We start from the raw sequence: 19,865 nt of genomic DNA on the forward strand, positions 1-19,865 counted from the left end.
TAACAAAGGAGGGATTGTATGTGCTGGTACCTGTAGGCGCGAGCACGCTCGCGATGGTCGTTAACGATAACGCGGGGAACCTGATGCTCCGCAGTGTTCTCAGGTTTTTCGCGAGCATGCTCGCTCCTACAGGGGGCGGTGGTGTTCAGAAGAGCTTCAGCGGTTCTTCATTGAGCGCCGCGAGCTGCTCGCGCAACGCCAACACCTGGTCGCCCCAATAACGTTCGGTGCCGAACCACGGAAAGCTGCGCGGGAATGCCGGGTCGTCCCAGCGACGGGCGAGCCAGGCGCTGTAGTGCATCAGGCGCAGCGCGCGAAGGGGTTCGATCAGCGCCAGTTCCCGGGGATTGAAATCGTGGAATTCGTTGTAGCCATCCATCAATTCCGACAACTGGCCCAGGCATTCCTGGCGATCGCCGGCCAGCATCATCCAGATGTCCTGTACCGCCGGGCCCATGCGGCAGTCGTCGAGGTCGACGATGTGGAACATCTCATCACGGCACATCATGTTGCCAGGGTGGCAATCACCGTGCATGCGGATGTTCTGGTGCGGCGTATTGCTGTAGACATCTTCCACACGCTTGAGCAGATCGCGGGCCACGGACTCGTAGGCCGGCAGCAGGCTGCGGGGGATGAAGTTGCCTTCGAGCAAGGTCGTCAGCGAATCATGGCCAAAGTTTTTTACCGCCAGCGCCTCACGGTGCTCAAACGGCTTGGTTGAGCCCACCGCATGTAGCCGGCCGAGCAGTTGACCCAGGCGATACAGCTGATCGAGATTGCCAGGTTCCGGCGCGCGTCCGCCGCGGCGGGGGAACAGGGTGAAACGGAAGCCGTTGTGCTCGTGCAGGGTTTCACCGTTGTGGATCAGCGGCGCGACGACCGGTACCTCGACCTCGGCGAGTTCGAAGGTGAACTGGTGTTCTTCCAGAATCGCTTCGTTGGTCCAGCGCTGCGGGCGATAGAACTTGGCGATCAATGGCTCGGCGTCTTCGATACCAACCTGGTAGACACGGTTTTCGTAGCTGTTGAGCGCCAGAATGCGGGCATCGCTGAGAAAACCGATGCTTTCGACGGCATCGAGCACGAGGTCTGGGGTGAGCGTTTCAAACGGGTGGGCCATGCTGACTCCTGCGCGCAGCAGGCTGCTGCGTCCGGCCAGGCATGGTAGCGCAGACGGGGCTGCTTTAGGGGGTGAGATGTGTGTTGCCCGGGCTGACGCTTTCGCGAGCAAGCCCGCTCCCACATTGGGGCTGCGGTGAACACACAATTTGTGAACGCCACAGAGTCAATGTGGGAGCGGGCTTGCTCGCGAAGAGGCACTATCAGGCGCCGACGACCCCGCCGTCTTCACGCGAAATGGCAATCACCGAAGACCGCGGCTTTCCATTTGGCAAGTGTTCAGGGAAGGTCGAACCGCCATTCTCCCCCGGGTGCTGAATGCCGACGAACAACGTCTTCTGGTCCGGCGAAAAGCTGATCCCCGTTACCTCACAACCAATCGGCCCGACCATGAACCGACGGATCTCGCCGGTCACCGGGTCGGCGCAGAGCATCTGGTTGTTGCCCATGCCGGCGAAGTCACCGGCATTACTCGAATCGCCGTCGGTTTGAATCCACAACCGCCCGGCGTTATCGAACGCCAATCCATCCGGACTGTTGAACATGTTCTGCGGGGTGATGTTCGACGAGCCGCCCTTCGGCGTACCAGCATGCACTTGCGGGTTGCCGGCGACCACGAACAGGTCCCAGGCAAAGGTGTTCGAGGCGTGGTCGTCGCGGTCGGTGCGCCAGCGCAGGATCTGCCCGTAGACATTCTTCTCACGCGGGTTCGGCCCGCCTACCGGTTGCCCGTCTTCGCCACGCTTGGCGTTGTTGGTCAGGGTGCAGTAAACCTGACCGTCCTTGGGGCTGACGACAATCCACTCCGGGCGGTCCATGCGCGTGGCCTTCACCACGCTGGCTGCCAGGCGCGCGTGAATCAGCACTTGGCCCTGGTCGGCAAAACCGCTGCTGGCGTCGATGCCGTTTTTACCATGGGTCAATTCGATCCATTGCCCTTGGCCCTTGGGGTGATCGGCATTGCCGTCGCCCGCGTCGAAACGTGCCACGTACAAGGTGCCGTGGTCCAGCAGGTCGCGGTTGGCCTTGGGATTCTGGTGATTGATCTTGTCGCGGCTGACGAACTTATAGATGAATTCGCCGCGCTCATCGTCGCCCATGTAAACCACGGCGCGGCCGTCTGTGGTTTCAGCCAGGGCGGCGTTTTCATGTTTGAAGCGGCCCAGTGCAGTGCGCTTGACCGGGGTCGACTGCGGGTCGAACGGGTCGATCTCGACCACCCAGCCATGACGGTTGAGCTCGTTGGGATGGTGCGCCATGTCGAAGCGCGAATCGTGTTGATGCCAGTTGATGTCTTTGCTGGTTGCCACCACACCGTAGCGTTTCTGTGCGGCATCGAATTTCTGTTCGGCATCGCTGCTGCCAAAGCAGTCGGTAAAGTTCTCTTCGCAGGTCAGGTAGGTGCCCCACGGCGTCTTGCCGTTGGCGCAGTTCTGGAACGTGCCGAGGACCGTTTTACCTTGCGCATCTGCACGGGTTTTCAACAGTTCGTGACCGGCGGCCGGGCCGCTCAGATTGATCGGCGAGTTACCATGAATGCGCCGGTTATAGCGCGAGCCCTGAACAAACTGCCAATGACCATTCTCCCGCCGTACCTCGATTACCGACACGCCTTCGCAAGCCAGGGCCTTATGTACTTCCTGCGCCGATTGCGGCATGCCCGCGTGGGGGTAGAGGTAGCGGTAATTGGTGTATTCGTTGTTGATCGCCATCAGTGCCCGATTGTTGTCATCCGGGAAGGCAAACAGGCTCATGCCATCGTTGTTGTCGCCGAACTGGACTTCCTGATGCTCGGCGGTGCCGTTGCCACTCATGTCGAACGCCGGGCCGTTTTTCTGCAGGGGCTGACCCCAGCTGATCAGTACCGAAGATTTGTAGCCGGGGGGCAAGCTGATCGCGTCGGCAGTCGCGGCAGGAATGCTTTCGAAACCCAGCAACTGGCTGGTGCCGGCGCTGACGCTGGCGGCCATTACGCTGCGGCTCAGCAGGTTGCCGCCGAGGAACATGGCGGCACCGCACAAGGCGCCTGCGCTGATAAAGCCACGACGGCTGAGGCCGACCATCTGTTCGAGGTCGGTGGACTGGTTTTCTTCTAATAGGCTCACATCAGGCTCCCTGCGAATTTTGCAGTCACCTTAATGGTGGGTGATGAAGCTTTTGTTGCAGTAGGAGCTGCCGCAGGCTGCGATCTTTTGATCTTGATCTTGAAAAGCAAAGTCAAAAGACCGCAGCCTGCGGCAGCTCCTACAACGGAGTGCCGAGCAATACATTGGAGGGAGAGAACTGCGCGCGTACCGATGTTCCGCGGGTCAGCTTGCGTGATTGCAAATGCCGGAGCTCGACCAGAGCACAGAGCGTCTGGCCATTGGGCAGGCTGATTCGCACTTCGCAGGGGCCGTCTTCGGCGTCGAGGATTTCCTCGATGACACCTTCGAGGCAATTGTGACCGGGTATTGCCTCGTCGCTGTTGCCCAGCAGATCGAGCCAACCGGCCTTGATCAGGGCGACAACTTCAGTGCCGGTTTGCAGGTCCAGGCGCACGGTACTGTCGTGGGTGATCTGCGCCGCGATGCTCAGGCCTTCAGCCAGCTCAAGGCGAACCCGATCGTTATGGCCCTGGGTTTCAATGGCCGCGACTTTTCCGTGCAACTGGTTGCGTGCGCTGGTCCTGAGCATCAGGCGACCGAGCAGGTCAAGGTCGCTTGCGTCTTCAGCGGCTTCCAGTACCTGGGCTTGCAGCGCCTGCAGCTTTTGATAGAGACGCAGCACCCGCTCGCCTTCAGCAGACAGTTTGGCGCCACCCCCTCCTTTGCCGCCGACACTGCGTTCCACCAGCGGTTTCTGTGCCAGGTTGTTCAGCTCATCGATAGCATCCCAAGCGGCCTTGTAGCTCAGGCCCGCGCTTTTCGCCGCGCGGGTGATCGAGCCCTGCTCGGCGATGTGTTGCAGCAAGGCAATGCGTTGCGGGCGACGGACAATGTGCTGGGACAACAACGTAGGCAAGGACATGGCAAGACGCTTTGGCTATGACAGTGGTGAGGACGTTGGCGGCTCGGGGCCCGGGAGTCAAGTCACGGTGACTCGCCAGGTTTGGGTGTGCGCGCCAGGCAATAGACGTCGACCCGACTGGCGCCTGCGTCCAGCAGCAGCAGGGCCAGTGCCTGCGCCGTGGCACCGGTGGTCAGAACGTCGTCCACCAGCGCCAGGTGGCGACCCTTCACTGATGCGTCGCTTGCCAAGGCGAAGGCGTGGTGCAGGTTGCGTTTGCGAGCCTCGGCGTTCAGGTCTTGCTGGGCATTGGTGTCTTGGGGCCTCAACAGCAATCGTTCATCGATAGGCACGTCGAGGCGTTCGCTGAGCCAGCGCGCCAGCATGGCAGCCTGATTGAAGCCGCGTTGGCGCAGGCGCCGGGTAGACATCGGCACGGGTACCAGCACATCGGGACGCGGCAGGTCTTCGTTGAAGCGATGTTGCAGTGATTGAGCCAGAAGGTCGCCGAGCAGATGGCCATACGGCCATTTCGCGCTGTGCTTGAAGCGGGTAATCAGGCTGTCGATCGGAAAGTTGTAAGTCCAGGGCGCGACCACTCGCTCGAAGGCCGGTGGCTGCATGAGGCATTGGCCGCACGTCATGCCCGCAGCGGGCAAGGGCAGTGCGCAGCGCTGGCAATGATCGCCGAGCCATGGCAACTCGGTTTCGCAAGCCATGCAAACGGGCGCGGTGCCATCGGCTACTTCATCACACAGTAAGCAGTGATGGTTATTTTTTAACCAGATGTAAACCAGCCTATCGTATCGTGGTTGACAGGGCATGACTCTTCCTTAAATATGCCGAAACACCTGTGATGCGCCGGTGGAAATTCCATTTCCCGGTCGCCTGCCAAAGCATAAAACAAAGGAAACGCCCATGAGCGCCAGCACCTCTGCAACTTTGCGTCATGACTGGTCTTTGGCCGAAGTCAAAGCACTCTTCGTTCAGCCATTCAATGACCTGTTGTTCCAGGCGCAGACGGTGCACCGCGCGCATTTCGACGCTAACCGCGTCCAGGTATCGACCTTGCTGTCGATCAAGACCGGTGCTTGCCCGGAAGATTGCAAATATTGTCCGCAGTCGGGTCACTACAACACCGGCCTGGAAAAAGAAAAGCTGATGGAAGTGCAGAAGGTCCTCGAAGAGGCCGCGCGTGCCAAGGCCATCGGGTCGACCCGTTTCTGCATGGGCGCGGCGTGGAAGCACCCGTCGGCCAAAGACATGCCGTATGTGCTGAAGATGGTCGAAGGCGTCAAGGCCCTTGGCCTGGAAACCTGCATGACCCTCGGCCGGCTCGATCAAGACCAGACCGAAGCGCTGGCCAAGGCTGGCCTTGACTACTACAACCACAACCTCGACACCTCGCCTGAGTTCTACGGCAGCATCATCACCACCCGCACTTACAGCGAGCGCCTGCAAACCCTGGCCTACGTCCGTGAATCGGGGATGAAGATCTGCTCCGGTGGCATCCTTGGCATGGGCGAGTCTCTCGATGACCGCGCCAACCTGCTGATCCAGCTGGCCAACCTGCCGGAGCACCCGGAGTCGGTGCCGATTAACATGTTGGTGAAAGTCGCCGGCACGCCCCTGGAAAATGCCGACGACGTCGACCCGTTCGACTTCATCCGCATGCTCGCCGTCGCGCGGATCCTCATGCCCAAATCCCACGTGCGCCTGTCCGCTGGCCGCGAAGCCATGAACGAGCAGATGCAGGCACTGGCGTTCTTTGCCGGTGCCAACTCGATTTTCTACGGCGAAAAACTGCTGACCACCGCCAACCCGCAGGCCGACAAGGACATGCAATTGTTCGATCGCTTGGGGATATTGCCGGAAGCCCGTGAAGAACACGCCGACGAAGTGCACCAGGCCGCCATTGAACAGGCGCTGGTGGAGCAAAAGAGCAGCGAACAGTTCTATAACGCGGCTGTTTGATCCTTCTGAAGGAAGGCAAAACCCTGTGGGAGCGAGCCTGCTCGCGAAAGCTATGTAACAGTCGACACTCATGTTGAATGTGAAGGCCTCTTCGCGAGCAAGCTCGCTCCCACAGGGGAGATGTGTCATTTGATAGTCGAGGCCTGCATGTCTTTCGATCTCGCCGCACGCCTGGCTGCCCGTCGTGCTGAAAACCTCTACCGCCAACGTCCATTGCTCGAAAGCCCACAGGGCCCGCAAGTGGTGGTCGACGGCCAGCCACTGCTGGCGTTCTGCAACAACGACTACCTGGGCCTGGCCAATCACCCCCAAGTGATCGAAGCCTGGCGCGCCGGGGCTGCCAAGTGGGGCGTGGGGGGCGGGGCGTCGCATCTGGTCATCGGCCACAGCGGTCCGCATCATGCCTTGGAAGAGGCCTTGGCCGACCTCACCGGTCGTCCGCGTGCCTTGTTGTTCACCACGGGCTACATGGCCAACCTCGGGGCGGTCACCGCGTTGGTGGGGCAGGGCGATACGGTGCTCGAAGACCGGCTCAACCATGCCTCGTTGCTCGACGCGGGCCTCTTGTCAGGGGCACGTTTCAATCGCTACTTGCACAACGATGCGGCGAGTCTGGCCAATCGTCTTGAGAAAGCCACCGGCAATACGCTGGTCGTGACTGACGGCGTCTTCAGCATGGACGGCGACATCGCCGATCTGCCAGCGCTGGCGCGAGAAGCCAAGGCCAAAGGTGCATGGCTGATGGTCGATGATGCGCACGGTTTCGGCCCGCTGGGCGCCAATGGCGGCGGGAGCGTCGAACATTTCGGCCTGAGCCAGGACGACGTGCCGGTACTGGTCGGCACGCTCGGCAAGGCGTTCGGAACGGCGGGGGCTTTCGTAGCTGGCAGCGAAGAGTTGATCGAGAGCCTGATCCAGTTCGCTCGCCCCTACATTTACACCACCAGCCAACCACCGGCCCTGGCCTGTGCGACCCTCAAAAGCCTGGAACTGCTGCGCAGCGAGCATTGGCGCCGCGAGCATTTGCAGACGCTGATCCGCCAGTTCCGCCAGGGCGCCGAGCAAATCGGCCTGGAGCTGATGGACAGTTTCACGCCGATCCAGCCGATCATGATCGGTGACGCCGGGCGCGCGGTGCGCTTGTCGCAGATGCTGCGCGAACGCGGCTTGATGGTGAGTGCGATCCGTCCGCCAACCGTGCCGGCCGGCAGTGCCCGACTGCGCGTGACCCTGACTGCCGCCCATAGCGAGGCGCAAGTGCAGCTATTGTTGGAGGGACTGGCCGATTGTTATCAACGACTGGGAGCGGAGCCTGACCATGCGTGATCGACTGATTCTGTTGCCCGGTTGGGGCCTCGGAATTTCGCCGCTGCAACCATTGGGCGCTGCCCTGCAGGGCCTGGACGAACACATGCGGGTCGAAATCGAGCCGCTGCCCGAGCTGGATTCGAGCAATCTTGAGCATTGGCTCGATGAACTCGACGCCAGCGTGCCACAGGACGCCTGGTTGGGCGGGTGGTCACTGGGTGGCATGCTCGCGTCCGAGTTGGCGGCGCGCCGTGGTGACCGTTGCTGTGGCCTGCTGACCCTGGCGAGCAATCCTTCTTTTGTCAGTCATGACCAATGGCCAAACGCAATGCCTGGCGAAACGTTCGATGCCTTTCTGGCAGGCTGCGCTGCCGATCCGCGCATGACCTTGAAGCGTTTTTCATTGCTCTGCGCCCAAGGTGCCGAAGACCCGCGCGGCTTGTCTCGCCTATTGCTCGCAGGGGCACCGCACTCAACGGCGGCAGTGCTATTGAGTGGCCTGGAGTTGCTCGCGCAGCTGGACACTCGCCAAGCCCTGCAGACATTCCGCGGGCCGCAGTTGCATCTGTTTGCCGGCCTCGACGGGCTGGTGCCGGCCGAAGCCGCCGAGGCCTTGCTGGCGTTGCTACCCGATGTCGAAATCGGTCTGATCGAACAGGCCGGCCACGCGTTTCTCCTGGAAAATCCCCACGGTGTCGCGGGGGCGATCCAGGCCTTTTTGCATGAGTGCGGCGATGACTGATTTATCCTTTCCCAAATTGCCCGGTGGTTTGCCCGACAAGCGCCAGGTAGCCGCGTCGTTTTCCCGTGCCGCGGCAAGCTACGACAGCGTGGCCGAGTTGCAACGTGATGTCGGTGGCCAGTTGTTGCACCGTTTGCCGCAGGCGTTCGTGCCCCGGCGCTGGCTCGATCTCGGGTGCGGCACCGGCTATTTCAGTCGTGCGCTGGGCGAGCGGTTTCCCGACGGCCAGGGCGTTGCGCTGGACATCGCCGAAGGCATGCTTAATCACGCCCGACCGTTGGGCGGCGCCGCGCACTTCATCGCCGGCGACGCCGAGCGGATGCCATTGCGCGATTCGACGTGCGACCTGATTTTCTCCAGCCTGGCCGTGCAGTGGTGCGCGGACTTCGCGTCGGTGCTCAACGAAGCGCATCGGGTGCTCAAGCCGGGCGGTGTCTTTGCATTTGCTAGTCTCTGTGTGGGCACGTTGTTCGAGCTGCGTGACAGCTGGCGTCAGGTGGATGGCATGGTGCACGTCAACCGCTTCCGTGAGTTCAACGTTTATCAACAGCTGTGTGCGGCCAGCGGCTTGCGCGCAATCAGCCTGGAAAACCAGGCGCATGTGCTGCATTACCCGGACGTGCGCAGCCTGACCCATGAACTCAAGGCCTTGGGGGCGCACAACCTTAACCCTGGGCGTCCGGGCGGCTTGACCGGTCGAGCACGGATCCTCGGTCTGGTCGAGGCTTATGAGCAGTTTCGTCAGGCCCCAGGCCTGCCGGCGACTTATCAAGTGGTGTACGCCGTTTTGGAGAAACCCTTATGAGCTCCGCGTATTTCATCACCGGTACCGATACCGATGTCGGAAAAACCACGATTGCCGCCGGTCTGCTCTATGCCGCGCGATCTGCCGGGTTAAGCACCGCAGCGGGCAAGCCAGTGGCTTCTGGCTGCTCGGTGACGCCCAAGGGCCTGCGCAACGCTGACGCACTGGCGCTGCTGGCGGAATGTTCGCTGCCTTTGACCTACCCGCAGGTCAATCCGTTGGCACTGGAGCCAGCCATTGCGCCGCACCTGGCCGCGCGTGAGGCCGGCATCGCGTTGACCGTGCAATCGCTGCTGACGCCGATGCGAGAGTTACTCGACATGCAGGCCGACTTCACCCTGATCGAGGGTGCTGGAGGCTGGCGCGTGCCATTGGCCGATCAGGCCAACCTCTCGGACCTGGCGATAGCCCTGGACCTGCCCGTCATTCTGGTCGTAGGCGTGCGTCTGGGCTGCATCAATCATGCGTTACTGACGGCCGAGGCGATTGCCCGGGACGGTTTGCAGCTGGCGGGATGGGTGGCGAACATCATAGATCCCAAGACCGCGCGCCTGGAAGAAAACCTCGCAACCCTTGCTGAACGCCTCCCGGCGCCATGTTTGGGTCGAGTGCCGAAGCTCAAGATGGTCACGGCCGAAGCGGTGGCTGAGCATCTGCAACTGGACCTGCTGGACTGAGCTTCTGAAAGCAATGTTTACTGTAACAATGCACTGCTCCATTAGTGTTGTTGTCGGGCTTTTTGTCAGTGGGTCTGCTTCAATGGCCACTATTGATCCTTTGTAGGACGAGCTACCCCATGGAAATCTCCGGAACCACCGCTTTTTATGCCGGTATGAGCACTATTCAGACAGGGCAGAATCGTATCGATCAAGCCTCTGGCCAGATCGCCAACACGACGATCGAGCGTTCGGTCACCAGCCAGTCTTCCGAGGCTCAGGTTGATCGCCTGCGTTCGGTCGACCGCAGTCGGCAGTCGGACCTGGCCAGCAATAGGGTGGAGATGTCCCAGGGAAAAGTTCAGGTTGAACTGGGTGTCAAAGTCGCCAAGGCATCCGACGAGGTGCTCGGTACGCTGATCGATACCTTCATCTGAGCGCTTGGCTTAGCGGCACGCCAATATCCTGTTAATGCGCAAGCTCAATGGCTTTTGACCATTGAGCGCATTTGCACAGAATCAGGCCCCAAGGCGCCCCCACACTACTGGAAAGCGAGGGCCGTTAAAGAAGGCCCCGGAACTGCCCGAAACAACAACTCGTCCTCCCGGTTGAATCGTCACATCGGTACAGTCACCGACACTGTGGCCACGCCAGAAGGCCTCTATGTCTCCGTTGTTGCTGACGCGTTCGTAAAGCTCCATGGGCGTATCCGCCATGATACCTCTGCCCACGGCGACGATTTTGCCGTCCGGTTGGATCGCAAATGATTGGAAGGACAAATCGTTCATTGAGCGAGAGATCAGCAGAGGGGTTCCATCGTTGAAATCCCCATCAATGCTGCCGTCTTGATTAAGCCTGGCAAGTAGCCCGTTTCGGTGGCCGTCAAGGCCGCTCGCATAGCCGGCGATGATAATCTTGTCGTCATTCTGGACGGCAACCCGGGTAACAATATCGTCCATGAGAAGACCTTCAATATGCGCTTGCCCCCCTTTCTCACCGGGCACCACAACATCGGCATAGCCTGCTTGGCCAAAGGTTTTGTCCAGAATGCCCTCGGCCGTGTAGCGAACAACGGTCCGTGTTCGCTGTTTTTCACCTTCATATCTCCAACTGCCGGCCACGATAATGCTGCCATTACGTTGAATCTGGACGTTACAGGCATAGCTATCGCGGTCATGGAACTTGATATCGATGAACCCGCGGCCGTCGCCAAACAGCGGGTCAGGCTCGCCATCGACTTGCAGACAAAACAGCCTGCTCAAAGGGCGCCCTGATTGAAGTTTGTAGGTCGCAGCTATCAGTATTTTTTGACCGTTTTGCAGGCAGCCATCTACGAATTTGTACCTTAATGTATTGGCTGTCGCATCGACTGGTCCTGTTGTAATGACTCTGCGGCCAAACATCAGGTCGGAACTACCGTCGGAGTTAAAGCGGGTGACGGCGGGCCTCATTACTCCGGCTTTTAACGAGTCACCGATAACCAGGATTTTTCCATCTTCTTGCAGCAGAACGCGCCTCGGTGCGGATTGGTCGCCATTTTCGAAGTTCCAGGTTGTTTCCTCGAAGGAGGAGTCTTCAGCGCCGTCGACAAGGTAGCGCGATAGCCGAAAAAGGTCGCCGATCTGTGAGACCAGAATAAGTTTGCCGTCTTTATCAGAGGTGATTGAGTTTGCGGTGCCTCTTTCGCTGATCTCGATGCGGCCATCGAATGCGAAGGCACGGTCGAGATTACCGGATGTGCGAGGTTGACTGGTGTCACTGGGCATCAATTCCATATCGTTTCTCCCGCGGAAAATATTCCTCCAGGCCACCGTGGCCCGAAGTCGTGTCCGCTATAGTCAGTAAACAGGTTCTGCGCTGAGTCCGAACCTGTCAGAACTGACAGTTCGTTATTCTTTAGACGTCTATGAAACCGCTTCCAAGGACCATTGGCAGGCGATTTTCATTGGTCGACAGCCACGCGCATGACGAACGGCAAAAGATCGGTGCTTGACAAGATTTGGGCGTAAACGTATGTTTCAAACAACTGTTTGATCGTTTCGACAACGGTCGCTCATTCCCGGTTACATCAGCAGAGGTTTATCGCTATGCCTGACTACAAGGCCCCCTTGCGTGATATTCGCTTCGTTCGTGACGAACTGCTCGGCTACGAAGCGCACTATCAGAGCCTTCCGGCTTGTGCAGACGCAACTCCGGACATGGTTGACGCCATTCTCGAAGAAGGCGCCAAGTTTTGTGAGCAGGTACTGGCTCCGCTGAACCGCGTGGGTGACACCGAAGGCTGCACCTGGAGCGAGTCCGGCGTTAAGACCCCGACTGGCTTCAAAGAGGCCTACAAGCAATTCGTCGAAGGCGGCTGGCCAAGCCTGGCCCACGACGTTGAGCACGGCGGCCAGGGCCTGCCGGAGTCTCTGGGTCTGGCAGTCAGCGAAATGGTGGGCGAAGCCAACTGGTCGTGGGGCATGTACCCGGGCCTGTCCCACGGCGCGATGAACACCATTTCCGAGCACGGCACGCCTGAGCAACAAGAGGCTTACCTGACCAAGCTGGTTTCCGGCGAGTGGACCGGCACCATGTGCCTGACCGAACCGCACTGCGGCACCGACCTGGGCATGTTGCGCACCAAGGCTGAACCTCAGGCCGACGGTTCCTACAAAGTCTCCGGCACCAAGATCTTCATCTCGGCCGGTGAACACGACATGGCCGACAACATCGTGCACATCGTGCTGGCCCGCCTGCCCGATGCGCCGGCTGGCACCAAAGGCATTTCCTTGTTCATCGTGCCGAAGTTCCTGCCAAACGCCGATGGTTCGATCGGTGCGCGCAACGCGGTGTCCTGTGGTTCCCTGGAACACAAGATGGGCATCCACGGCAACGCCACCTGCGTGATGAACTTCGACGCCGCCACCGGTTTCCTGATCGGCCCGGCGAACAAAGGCCTGAACTGCATGTTCACCTTCATGAACACCGCACGTCTGGGTACCGCGCTGCAAGGCCTGGCCCACGCCGAAATCGGTTTCCAGGGTGGCCTGAAATACGCTCGTGACCGTCTGCAAATGCGCTCGCTGACTGGCCCGAAAGCGCCGGAAAAAGCCGCTGACCCGATCATCGTGCACCCGGATGTACGTCGCATGCTGCTGACCATGAAGGCATTCGCCGAAGGCAACCGCGCGATGGTCTACTTCACTGCCAAGCAAGTCGACATCGTCAAGTACGGCGTGGACGAGGAAGAGAAGAAGAAGGCCGATGCGTTGCTGGCGTTCATGACTCCGATCGCCAAGGCCTTCATGACCGAAGTCGGTTTCGAATCGGCTAACCACGGTGTGCAAATCTACGGTGGTCACGGCTTCATCGCCGAGTGGGGCATGGAGCAGAACGTTCGCGACAGCCGTATTTCGATGCTGTACGAAGGCACCACCGGCATCCAGGCACTCGACCTGCTGGGCCGTAAAGTGCTGATGACTCAAGGCGAGGCCCTGAAGGGCTTCACCAAGATCGTGCACAAGTTCTGCCAGACCAATGAAGGCAACGAAGCGGTCAAAGAGTTCGTCACCCCGCTGGCTGCATTGAACAAGGAGTGGGGCGAGCTGACCATGAAGGTCGGTATGGCTGCCATGAAGGATCGCGAAGAAGTCGGCGCGGCCTCGGTGGACTACCTGATGTACTCGGGTTACGCCTGCCTGGCCTACTTCTGGGCTGACATGGCACGCCTGGCCGCCGAGAAACTGGCTGCCGGCACTTCTGACGAGGCGTTCTACACCGCCAAGTTGCAGACGGCGCGCTTCTACTTCCAGCGTATCCTGCCGCGCACCCGTACTCACGTTGCAACCATGCTGTCGGGCGCCAACAACCTGATGGACATGAAAGAAGAGGACTTCGCGCTGGGCTATTAAGTCTTACCGCGTTTGTTCAAAAGCCGCTGTTCTTTCGGGAACAGCGGCTTTTTTGTTTTTGGTTTTTAGTGAGAAAGTTACGCGCAGGTCTGATTGCTGAAATTGCTATTAGCCTTTTCAGATGGCTTGCGACGATGTTCTCTCAATAAGTTAGTTCGACTGTCCTAAATTTTTTGACTCTTTGTAGCGATATTTATTCTCCTCGAGCAAATACTTTGCCAACGCGTTGACAAGCGCGGCCGTTGCCTCAGACGCCTGTGATTGGCCGGTTTTGGGGACTTTTACCCAGTGTCGGGGAGGGTTTTCACCAAAGTTGTGGAAGTCGCTATTCCTCGATTTCAAGCGAGCAAAAAAATATAAAAATCTCCTCTTGAAATCTTTTGTTACGACTACAGTGCAAGTAAGCGTCGCCGCAGATCGACGAGCCAACAGCTATTAGCCAACGATTAGCGAGCACTTTGCCAGTGCAGTAATGCCTTGCGCGCTGCAACTTGGGTTTCATGTTGCAGTGTCGGCACGTTTGCTGGCCATGAGTCCAACTCGCGACGGGTTACCGGGGCCTTGGCAGCTCCGTTCTGAATCGGGAGTGACATCATGCTGAAGTATTTGCGCATCCTTCGAACGACCCCCCTGGCCTGCGCGATAGTGGGCGTACTGATAACCACCGGTGTGTTCGCCGCTGACCCGGCGGAGGTCGACCCGCCCGTGCCTGTGGTGCCGACACTGCAATCGCTGCGCGGCATGACTCCGCCCGACCCTTCCGGTACCGAAGGCGGGCGCAAGGTCGACCTGATGACCGACTATGTGCTCAATCGCTCAGCGGCCATCCTCCTGGGCAAGGCCCTGTTCTGGGACATGGAAATCGGCAGCGACGGCGCCACCGCCTGCGCGTCCTGCCACTATCACGCCGGGGTGGACCACCGCACCACCAACCAGATCAATCCCGGCCAGGCGCACACCAATGCCAACGTCGCGTCGATCTTCAACAAGCCGTTCGTGGCGCCCGATATCCCGGGGGACGTGCCTTCCTATGCGACCCTTTCCGGGGGCAAGGGCGGCCCGAATTACCTGCTCAAGAAAACCGATTTCCCGACCCATGTGCTGGCCAATCCCCTGGATCGCAACTCGCCCATCCTGTATTCCACTGATGACGTGATCGGCTCCCAAGGCGTGTTCGACGCCAACTTCGTCAAGCCCAACCAGCCGCGCTTCGACAAATGCACACAGCAACCGGACGGCATCTTCCAGGTCGGAGGCATCAATGTCCGGCGCAGCACCGGGCGCAATGCGCCATCGGTGATCAATGCCGCGTTCAACGTGCGCAATTTCTGGGACGGCAGGGCCAATAACGTATTCAACGGTTTCTCGCCCTTTGGCAATCGCGATCCCGATGCCGGGATCTACGTGACCAATGAGCGCAGCACCGTGGCGGTAAAGGTACGACTGGCGCTCAACGATGCCTCGGCCGCGTCGCAAGCGGTGGGGCCACCGGGCAGCGCGGTGGAGATGTCTTGCGGCGGGCGTACATTTGCCGACATCGGCAGGCGCATGCTCGACACGCTGATGCTCAAGCAGCAGCGGATCTCGTCTACCGACTCGGTGCTCGGCCCGGTTTCCGGGGCGCGTCGTCCTACTTATCGCGAGCTTATCAAGAACGCGTTCCAGCCACGGCTGTGGAATGCCACGCAAAACGTGCTGGTGGGCGGTGCGCCCTATACCCAGATGGAAGCCAATTTCCCCTTGTTCTTCGGCTTGGCGATCCAGATGTATGAAGCCACCCTGGTGTCGGACCAGGCGCCGCTGGATGCCTATCTGCAAGGCAATCACACAGCCATGAACGACCAGCAGGTCCAGGGCATGAATCTGTTCCTGGGCAAGGGCAAGTGCGTCAACTGTCACGGCGGCGCGGAGTTGACCAATGCCGCCAGCCGCTTGCAGTTCCATCCCCGCGAACGCATCGAACGCATGGTCATGGCGGATAACCTGACCACGCTCTATGACAACGGTTTCTACAACACTGGCGTGCGCCCCACCTCCGAAGACCTGGCACTCGGTGGCGTCGATGCCTGGGGCAACCCGTTGTCCTTCACTCGTCAATACAACACCCTCCTGCAGGGCGGGAAGATCCCTGACCCGCTGGATGTCGATGTGTGCACCTTCGAAGTACCCTTGAGCGCAGCCATTCCTTGCGATGCAACGCTGCAGCCCAATGTCGGTTTCCGCGACGCGGTCGACGGCGCCTTCAAGACGCCGACGCTGCGCAACATCGCGCTGACCGGGCCGTATTTCCATAACGGCAGCCGTGCCACGCTCAAGCAGGTGATGGAGTTCTACAACCGGGGCGGTGACCGTCGCGGTGAGGACGCCAGCAACACCAGCGGGTTCGAGCATCCTTCGGTCAATCAGCACAATGGCTCGAACCTTGACCCGGACATGACCAATTTGAATCTGACTCCGGATGAGATCGATGCGCTGGTCAAATTCATGGAGGTCGGCCTGACCGATCCGCGAGTCGCCTGGGAACGGGCGCCGTTCGATCATCCGTCGCTGGTACTGCCGCAGGGCCATGTGGGTGATGAGAATGTCGTGACGCAAAAACCGGTCAGTCCGAAGATCACCACCCGGCAAGCCGCGGACGCCAACATTCAGCTCAAACCGATCGGTGCCGAAGGCCGCCGACCCGAGGAGGGGCCATTACAGCCTTTCTATAACGATCTCTGAGCAACTTCCCCCTGGCGTCACGAGCGGCATTGACTGCCGCCCGTGACGCTGTCTTAAAAATTTCTTGGTAATTGACTCAGCAAGTCGAGATCGGTGCCGTTACAGTTGTTGGCACATTGCCATCAATCGAAATGACGGGTCGGAGCTTTACCTTTGCCGCGTTCTTCCGCTGTCCGTGTGGGTCATTTTTTGCCGTCGTCAGTGCTCTTGTTGGCGGGGCTTGCGGCTGCCTACATCAAGGACCTGAACGTGTTCTTCACGTCGTTGTTCCAGGTGCTTCCAACCTTGGTACTGTTGCTCGGCGGTGCCTACTGTGCGGTTTACCGACGCCAGCGCGAGCTGTTTCTGATGGTCACGGTGTACATCGCCTACTTCCTGCTCGACACCCAGACCGATTACTACCGTGACAATGGCAAGGTGCGAGACGACGCCGCAGTGGTCTTTCATTTGTGTTGCCTGCTGTTGCCATTGCTGTTCGGTGTATTCGCCGCTTGGCAGGAGCGTACGCATCTGTTCCAGGACATGGTCGCCCGTTTCGCCGTTTTACTGGCCGTCGGTAGCGTCGCATTGGCACTGGAGCAAAGTTACCCACAGGCGTTGCTGGTGTGGTTGTCGCAGATTCGCTGGCCTGCCCTGCACGGCGCCTGGATGAGCCTGATCCAGCTGTCCTATCCCGTGTTCATCGCATCGTTCGCGCTGCTGGCCTACCAGTACTGGCGCCACCCAAGACCGTTGCATGCGGCACAGCTGGTGGGGTTGCTCGGGCTGTTCTGGATGTTGCCGAAAACCTTCATCCTGCCCTTCACCCTGAACATCATGTGCAGCCAGGTGATGCTGATGATCGCGGCTGCCGTTGCCCATGAGGCCTATCAAATGGCCTTCCGTGACGAACTGACCGGGCTGCCCGGGCGCCGTGCGTTGAATGAGCGCATGCAGCGCCTGGGGCGCAACTATGTGTTGGCCATGAGTGACGTCGACCACTTCAAGAAATTCAATGACACTCACGGCCATGACGTCGGTGATCAGGTGTTGCGACTGGTCGCCAGCAAACTGTCGAAAATCGGCGGAGGTGGTAAGGCCTATCGCTATGGCGGAGAGGAGTTCGCCCTGGTGTTTGCCGGCAAGACCCTCGAAGAATGCATGCCGCACCTGGAGGTCATTCGCGAATCCATTGCCACCTACAACATTCATCTGCGCAATCAGGACAGCCGTCCACAGGATGACAATCAGGGCCGCCAGCGTCGTGCTGGCGCCAGCGCCTCGAGTGTGTCGGTGACTGTCAGCATCGGCGTTGCCGAACGGGTGGAACAACGCACGCCCGAGAAAGTGCTCAAGTCCGCTGACCAGGCGCTTTACAGCGCCAAGGGCGCCGGACGCAACTGCGTGATGGCGTTCGGTCAGAACCGCCGTGGCGCCGTGCGCATGGACGCTGCTGCGGTTGAGTGATGACGGCGCATTCAGCGTCTGGACTGTCATTGTGAAGGGCGGTGCGGCGGCAGTAGGTTTGAGTCATCTACTGCCGGAGAAACGACCATGCCCGCCTACAAGGCCCCCCTGCGCGACATGCGCTTCCTGATTGACCACGTCTTCGATTTCCACAGCAACTACTCAGCGCTCGGCGCCACCGAGGCCAGTCCGGACATGGTCAGTGCGATCCTCGAAGAGGGTGCCAGGTTTTGTGAGAACGTGCTGTCGCCTCTCAACCGTAGCGGCGACGAAGAGGGCTGCCATTTCGACAACGGTGTGGTCACGACGCCTGCAGGTTTCAAGCAGGCTTTCGCCCAATACGTCGAGGGTGGCTGGCATGGCCTGGCGGCTGATCCGGCGTATGGCGGTCAGGGTCTGCCCGGCTCGCTGGGGCTGGTCATCAGCGAGATGGTGGGTTCGAGCAACACGTCGTGGGGCATGTACCCCGGCCTGACCCACGGCGCCATGTCGGCGATCCACGCCCATGGCACTGAAGAACAGAAACAAACCTACCTGAGCAAACTCACCGCCGGCCAATGGACCGGCACCATGTGCCTGACCGAAGCCCATTGCGGCACCGACCTGGGCATCATCAAGACCCGCGCCGTGCCGGCAGCCGACGGCAGTTTTACGATCACTGGCAGCAAGATTTTCATCTCCGCCGGAGAGCACGACCTGAGCGCCAACATCATTCACCTGGTTCTGGCGAAACTGCCGGATGCACCGGCCGGCACCAAGGGTATTTCGCTGTTTATCGTGCCCAAGTTCCTGCCCGATACCCAGGGTGAAGCAGGCGAGCGCAATGGGGTTTCCTGCGGCGCCATCGAGCACAAGATGGGGATCAAGGCCTCGGCCACCTGCGTGCTGAATTTCGACGGGGCCAAGGGCTTTTTGATCGGGGAAGCGAACAAGGGCCTCAACTGCATGTTCACCATGATGAACCACGCGCGACTGGGCACGGGCATGCAGGGTTTGTGTCTGGGCGAGGCGAGTTTCCAGGGCGCGATCAAGTACGCCAACGACCGTTTGCAGATGCGCGCATTGACAGGCCCGAAAGCCCCGGAAAAAGTTGCCGACCCTATCATCGTGCATCCGGATGTACGTCGGATGTTGCTGACCATGAAAGCCTTCAACGAAGGCAATCGGGCCCTGACTTATTTCACGGCGCAGTTGCTCGACGTTGCGCACCTGAGCGCGGATGCAGCGGCGCGCCAGGATGCCGAAGACCTGCTGGCCTTCCTGACGCCGATCTGCAAAGCCTTCATGACCGAAACCGGGCTGGAAGTGACCAACCATGGCATGCAGGTATTCGGCGGCCACGGATTCATTCGTGAATGGGGGATGGAACAGCTGGTTCGCGACTGCCGGATCGCGCCGATCTATGAGGGCACCAACGGCATCCAGGCGCTGGACCTGCTCGGGCGCAAAGTGCTCGGCAGCCAGGGCAAGCTGTTGCGCGGCTTCACTAAAATCGTCCACAAGTTTTGCGCGGCCAACGTCGAGCATCCACAGTTGGGCAACTATGTGGCACAGCTCGATGAGCTGAATCAGCAATGGGGCGACTTAACGACCAAGGTCGGCATGGCGGCGATGAAAAACCCGGATGAAGTCGGCGCCGCATCGGTGGATTACCTGATGTACAGCGGTTACATCATCCTCGGCTACTTGTGGTTGCGCATGGCGTTGGTGGCGCAGGCGCAGCTTGATGCTGGCAGCGGCGACGCGGATTTCTGCCGGGCCAAACTGGCGACCAGTGAGTTTTACTTCAAGCGCCTGTTGCCGCGTACCGACGCTCATCGGGCGGCGATCGAAGCGGGGAGTGATTGCCTGATGCAGTTACCGGCGGAGTTGTTTGCGCTCTGATGGGCTTTTCTGTAGGAGCGAGCATGCTCGCGATGGTCGTTAACGATAACGTTGGAAGCCAGGTGCCCCGAGGCGTCCTCAGGTTTATCGCGAGCAGGCTCGCTCCTACAATTCTTGCGTTTCCCCCCTACATTTCACCAGTGACTAAAAATTACAAAACAGTCATGTGCTGACCCTATGTGTCGCAAAAGTTGTTGGGTTACACTCGGACCCAAAGAAAAGCATCTTTCCTACGAGCCATCTGTTTAGATTTGCGAGGTTTGCCATGGCTGACTACAAAGCGCCCCTGCGCGATATGCGCTTCGTCCTCAATGAGGTGTTCGAGGTCG

Annotated in this window: 15 protein-coding genes; 10 read left to right on the forward strand and 5 right to left on the reverse strand. The window is 59.7% G+C overall.

What is annotated here, in order from left to right; genetic code table 11:
• Positions 1–145 precede the first annotated feature (145 nt).
• The 4 genes from QLG10_RS25420 to QLG10_RS25435 all read right to left on the reverse strand — a co-directional run bounded on the left by QLG10_RS25420 (position 146) and on the right by QLG10_RS25435 (position 4,931).
• On the reverse strand, positions 146–1,120 hold the full coding sequence (locus QLG10_RS25420) for a serine/threonine protein kinase (protein WP_020796039.1): 975 nt from the start codon (positions 1,118–1,120) through the stop codon (positions 146–148).
• Between the two features lie 202 nt (positions 1,121–1,322).
• Entirely contained in the window at positions 1,323–3,224 is a 1,902-nt protein-coding gene (locus QLG10_RS25425) for a PhoX family phosphatase (protein ID WP_110750481.1), read from the reverse strand.
• 139 nt (positions 3,225–3,363) lie between these two features.
• On the reverse strand, positions 3,364–4,128 hold the full coding sequence (locus QLG10_RS25430; protein WP_282488229.1) for a TOBE domain-containing protein: 765 nt from the start codon (positions 4,126–4,128) through the stop codon (positions 3,364–3,366).
• A gap of 62 nt (positions 4,129–4,190) precedes the next feature.
• Complete coding sequence (locus QLG10_RS25435) at positions 4,191–4,931, reverse strand: ComF family protein (protein WP_110750485.1); 741 nt, start codon at positions 4,929–4,931, stop codon at positions 4,191–4,193.
• Positions 4,932–5,025: 94 nt separating this feature from the next.
• Between QLG10_RS25435 and bioB the strand changes: the two genes are divergently transcribed.
• The 6 genes from bioB (at position 5,026) to QLG10_RS25465 (ending at position 10,029) form a co-directional block, all read left to right on the forward strand.
• Positions 5,026–6,081: a biotin synthase BioB gene (bioB, locus tag QLG10_RS25440; protein WP_110750487.1), complete on the forward strand. Its 1,056-nt coding sequence runs from the start codon at positions 5,026–5,028 to the stop codon at positions 6,079–6,081.
• A 147-nt stretch (positions 6,082–6,228) separates the two neighbouring features.
• Entirely contained in the window at positions 6,229–7,407 is a 1,179-nt protein-coding gene (gene bioF / locus QLG10_RS25445; protein ID WP_110750489.1) for an 8-amino-7-oxononanoate synthase, read from the forward strand.
• Positions 7,400–8,131, forward strand: a complete 732-nt coding sequence (locus QLG10_RS25450) for an alpha/beta fold hydrolase (RefSeq protein ID WP_188265109.1) — start codon at positions 7,400–7,402, stop codon at positions 8,129–8,131. The genes bioF and QLG10_RS25450 overlap by 8 nt, the downstream gene beginning before the upstream one ends.
• Positions 8,124–8,936: a malonyl-ACP O-methyltransferase BioC gene (bioC, locus tag QLG10_RS25455; RefSeq protein WP_282488230.1), complete on the forward strand. Its 813-nt coding sequence runs from the start codon at positions 8,124–8,126 to the stop codon at positions 8,934–8,936. The genes QLG10_RS25450 and bioC overlap by 8 nt, the downstream gene beginning before the upstream one ends.
• Positions 8,933–9,613, forward strand: coding sequence for a dethiobiotin synthase (gene bioD, locus QLG10_RS25460; protein WP_110750495.1), 681 nt, complete (start codon positions 8,933–8,935; stop codon positions 9,611–9,613). The genes bioC and bioD overlap by 4 nt, the downstream gene beginning before the upstream one ends.
• 119 nt (positions 9,614–9,732) lie before the next feature.
• The gene (locus QLG10_RS25465; protein ID WP_110750497.1) at positions 9,733–10,029 is read left to right on the forward strand and encodes a pyrroloquinoline quinone biosynthesis protein PqqE; all 297 of its coding nucleotides are present in this window, start codon (positions 9,733–9,735) and stop codon (positions 10,027–10,029) included.
• A gap of 81 nt (positions 10,030–10,110) precedes the next feature.
• Here the strand turns inward: QLG10_RS25465 and QLG10_RS25470 are convergent, their stop codons facing one another.
• A complete protein-coding gene (locus QLG10_RS25470) occupies positions 10,111–11,367 on the reverse strand; it encodes a hypothetical protein (protein WP_110750499.1) in 1,257 nt (418 codons plus the stop codon).
• Between the two features lie 312 nt (positions 11,368–11,679).
• Between QLG10_RS25470 and QLG10_RS25475 the strand changes: the two genes are divergently transcribed.
• The 4 genes from QLG10_RS25475 to QLG10_RS25490 all read left to right on the forward strand — a co-directional run bounded on the left by QLG10_RS25475 (position 11,680) and on the right by QLG10_RS25490 (position 19,536).
• The gene (locus QLG10_RS25475) at positions 11,680–13,485 is read left to right on the forward strand and encodes a phenylacyl-CoA dehydrogenase (RefSeq protein ID WP_020796028.1); all 1,806 of its coding nucleotides are present in this window, start codon (positions 11,680–11,682) and stop codon (positions 13,483–13,485) included.
• A 594-nt stretch (positions 13,486–14,079) separates the two neighbouring features.
• The gene (locus tag QLG10_RS25480) at positions 14,080–16,206 is read left to right on the forward strand and encodes a cytochrome c peroxidase (RefSeq protein WP_282488231.1); all 2,127 of its coding nucleotides are present in this window, start codon (positions 14,080–14,082) and stop codon (positions 16,204–16,206) included.
• Positions 16,207–16,359: 153 nt separating this feature from the next.
• Positions 16,360–17,652 carry a GGDEF domain-containing protein gene (locus QLG10_RS25485; RefSeq protein ID WP_042955245.1) on the forward strand — a complete coding sequence of 431 codons (1,293 nt, stop codon included), beginning with the start codon at positions 16,360–16,362 and terminating at the stop codon, positions 17,650–17,652.
• 87 nt (positions 17,653–17,739) lie between these two features.
• On the forward strand, positions 17,740–19,536 hold the full coding sequence (locus QLG10_RS25490) for an acyl-CoA dehydrogenase C-terminal domain-containing protein (protein ID WP_110750501.1): 1,797 nt from the start codon (positions 17,740–17,742) through the stop codon (positions 19,534–19,536).
• The last annotated feature ends 329 nt before the right edge of the window (positions 19,537–19,865 follow it).

Origin of the sequence: Pseudomonas sp. V98_8, assembly GCF_029967975.1 — a bacterium.
Lineage (GTDB): Bacteria > Pseudomonadota > Gammaproteobacteria > Pseudomonadales > Pseudomonadaceae > Aquipseudomonas > Aquipseudomonas umsongensis.

What these genes read in the sequence shown, in the direction of transcription:
- QLG10_RS25420 (WP_020796039.1), bottom strand. Translation starts at nt 1,120, where the DNA reads ATGGCCCACCCGTTTGAAACGCTCACCCCAGACCTCGTGCTCGATGCC.
- QLG10_RS25430 (WP_282488229.1), bottom strand. Translation starts at nt 4,128, where the DNA reads ATGTCCTTGCCTACGTTGTTGTCCCAGCACATTGTCCGTCGCCCGCAA.
- QLG10_RS25435 (WP_110750485.1), bottom strand. Translation starts at nt 4,931, where the DNA reads ATGCCCTGTCAACCACGATACGATAGGCTGGTTTACATCTGGTTAAAA.
- bioB (WP_110750487.1), top strand. Translation starts at nt 5,026, where the DNA reads ATGAGCGCCAGCACCTCTGCAACTTTGCGTCATGACTGGTCTTTGGCC.
- bioF (WP_110750489.1), top strand. Translation starts at nt 6,229, where the DNA reads ATGTCTTTCGATCTCGCCGCACGCCTGGCTGCCCGTCGTGCTGAAAAC.
- QLG10_RS25450 (WP_188265109.1), top strand. Translation starts at nt 7,400, where the DNA reads ATGCGTGATCGACTGATTCTGTTGCCCGGTTGGGGCCTCGGAATTTCG.
- bioC (WP_282488230.1), top strand. Translation starts at nt 8,124, where the DNA reads ATGACTGATTTATCCTTTCCCAAATTGCCCGGTGGTTTGCCCGACAAG.
- bioD (WP_110750495.1), top strand. Translation starts at nt 8,933, where the DNA reads ATGAGCTCCGCGTATTTCATCACCGGTACCGATACCGATGTCGGAAAA.
- QLG10_RS25465 (WP_110750497.1), top strand. Translation starts at nt 9,733, where the DNA reads ATGGAAATCTCCGGAACCACCGCTTTTTATGCCGGTATGAGCACTATT.
- QLG10_RS25470 (WP_110750499.1), bottom strand. Translation starts at nt 11,367, where the DNA reads ATGGAATTGATGCCCAGTGACACCAGTCAACCTCGCACATCCGGTAAT.
- QLG10_RS25475 (WP_020796028.1), top strand. Translation starts at nt 11,680, where the DNA reads ATGCCTGACTACAAGGCCCCCTTGCGTGATATTCGCTTCGTTCGTGAC.
- QLG10_RS25480 (WP_282488231.1), top strand. Translation starts at nt 14,080, where the DNA reads ATGCTGAAGTATTTGCGCATCCTTCGAACGACCCCCCTGGCCTGCGCG.
- QLG10_RS25490 (WP_110750501.1), top strand. Translation starts at nt 17,740, where the DNA reads ATGCCCGCCTACAAGGCCCCCCTGCGCGACATGCGCTTCCTGATTGAC.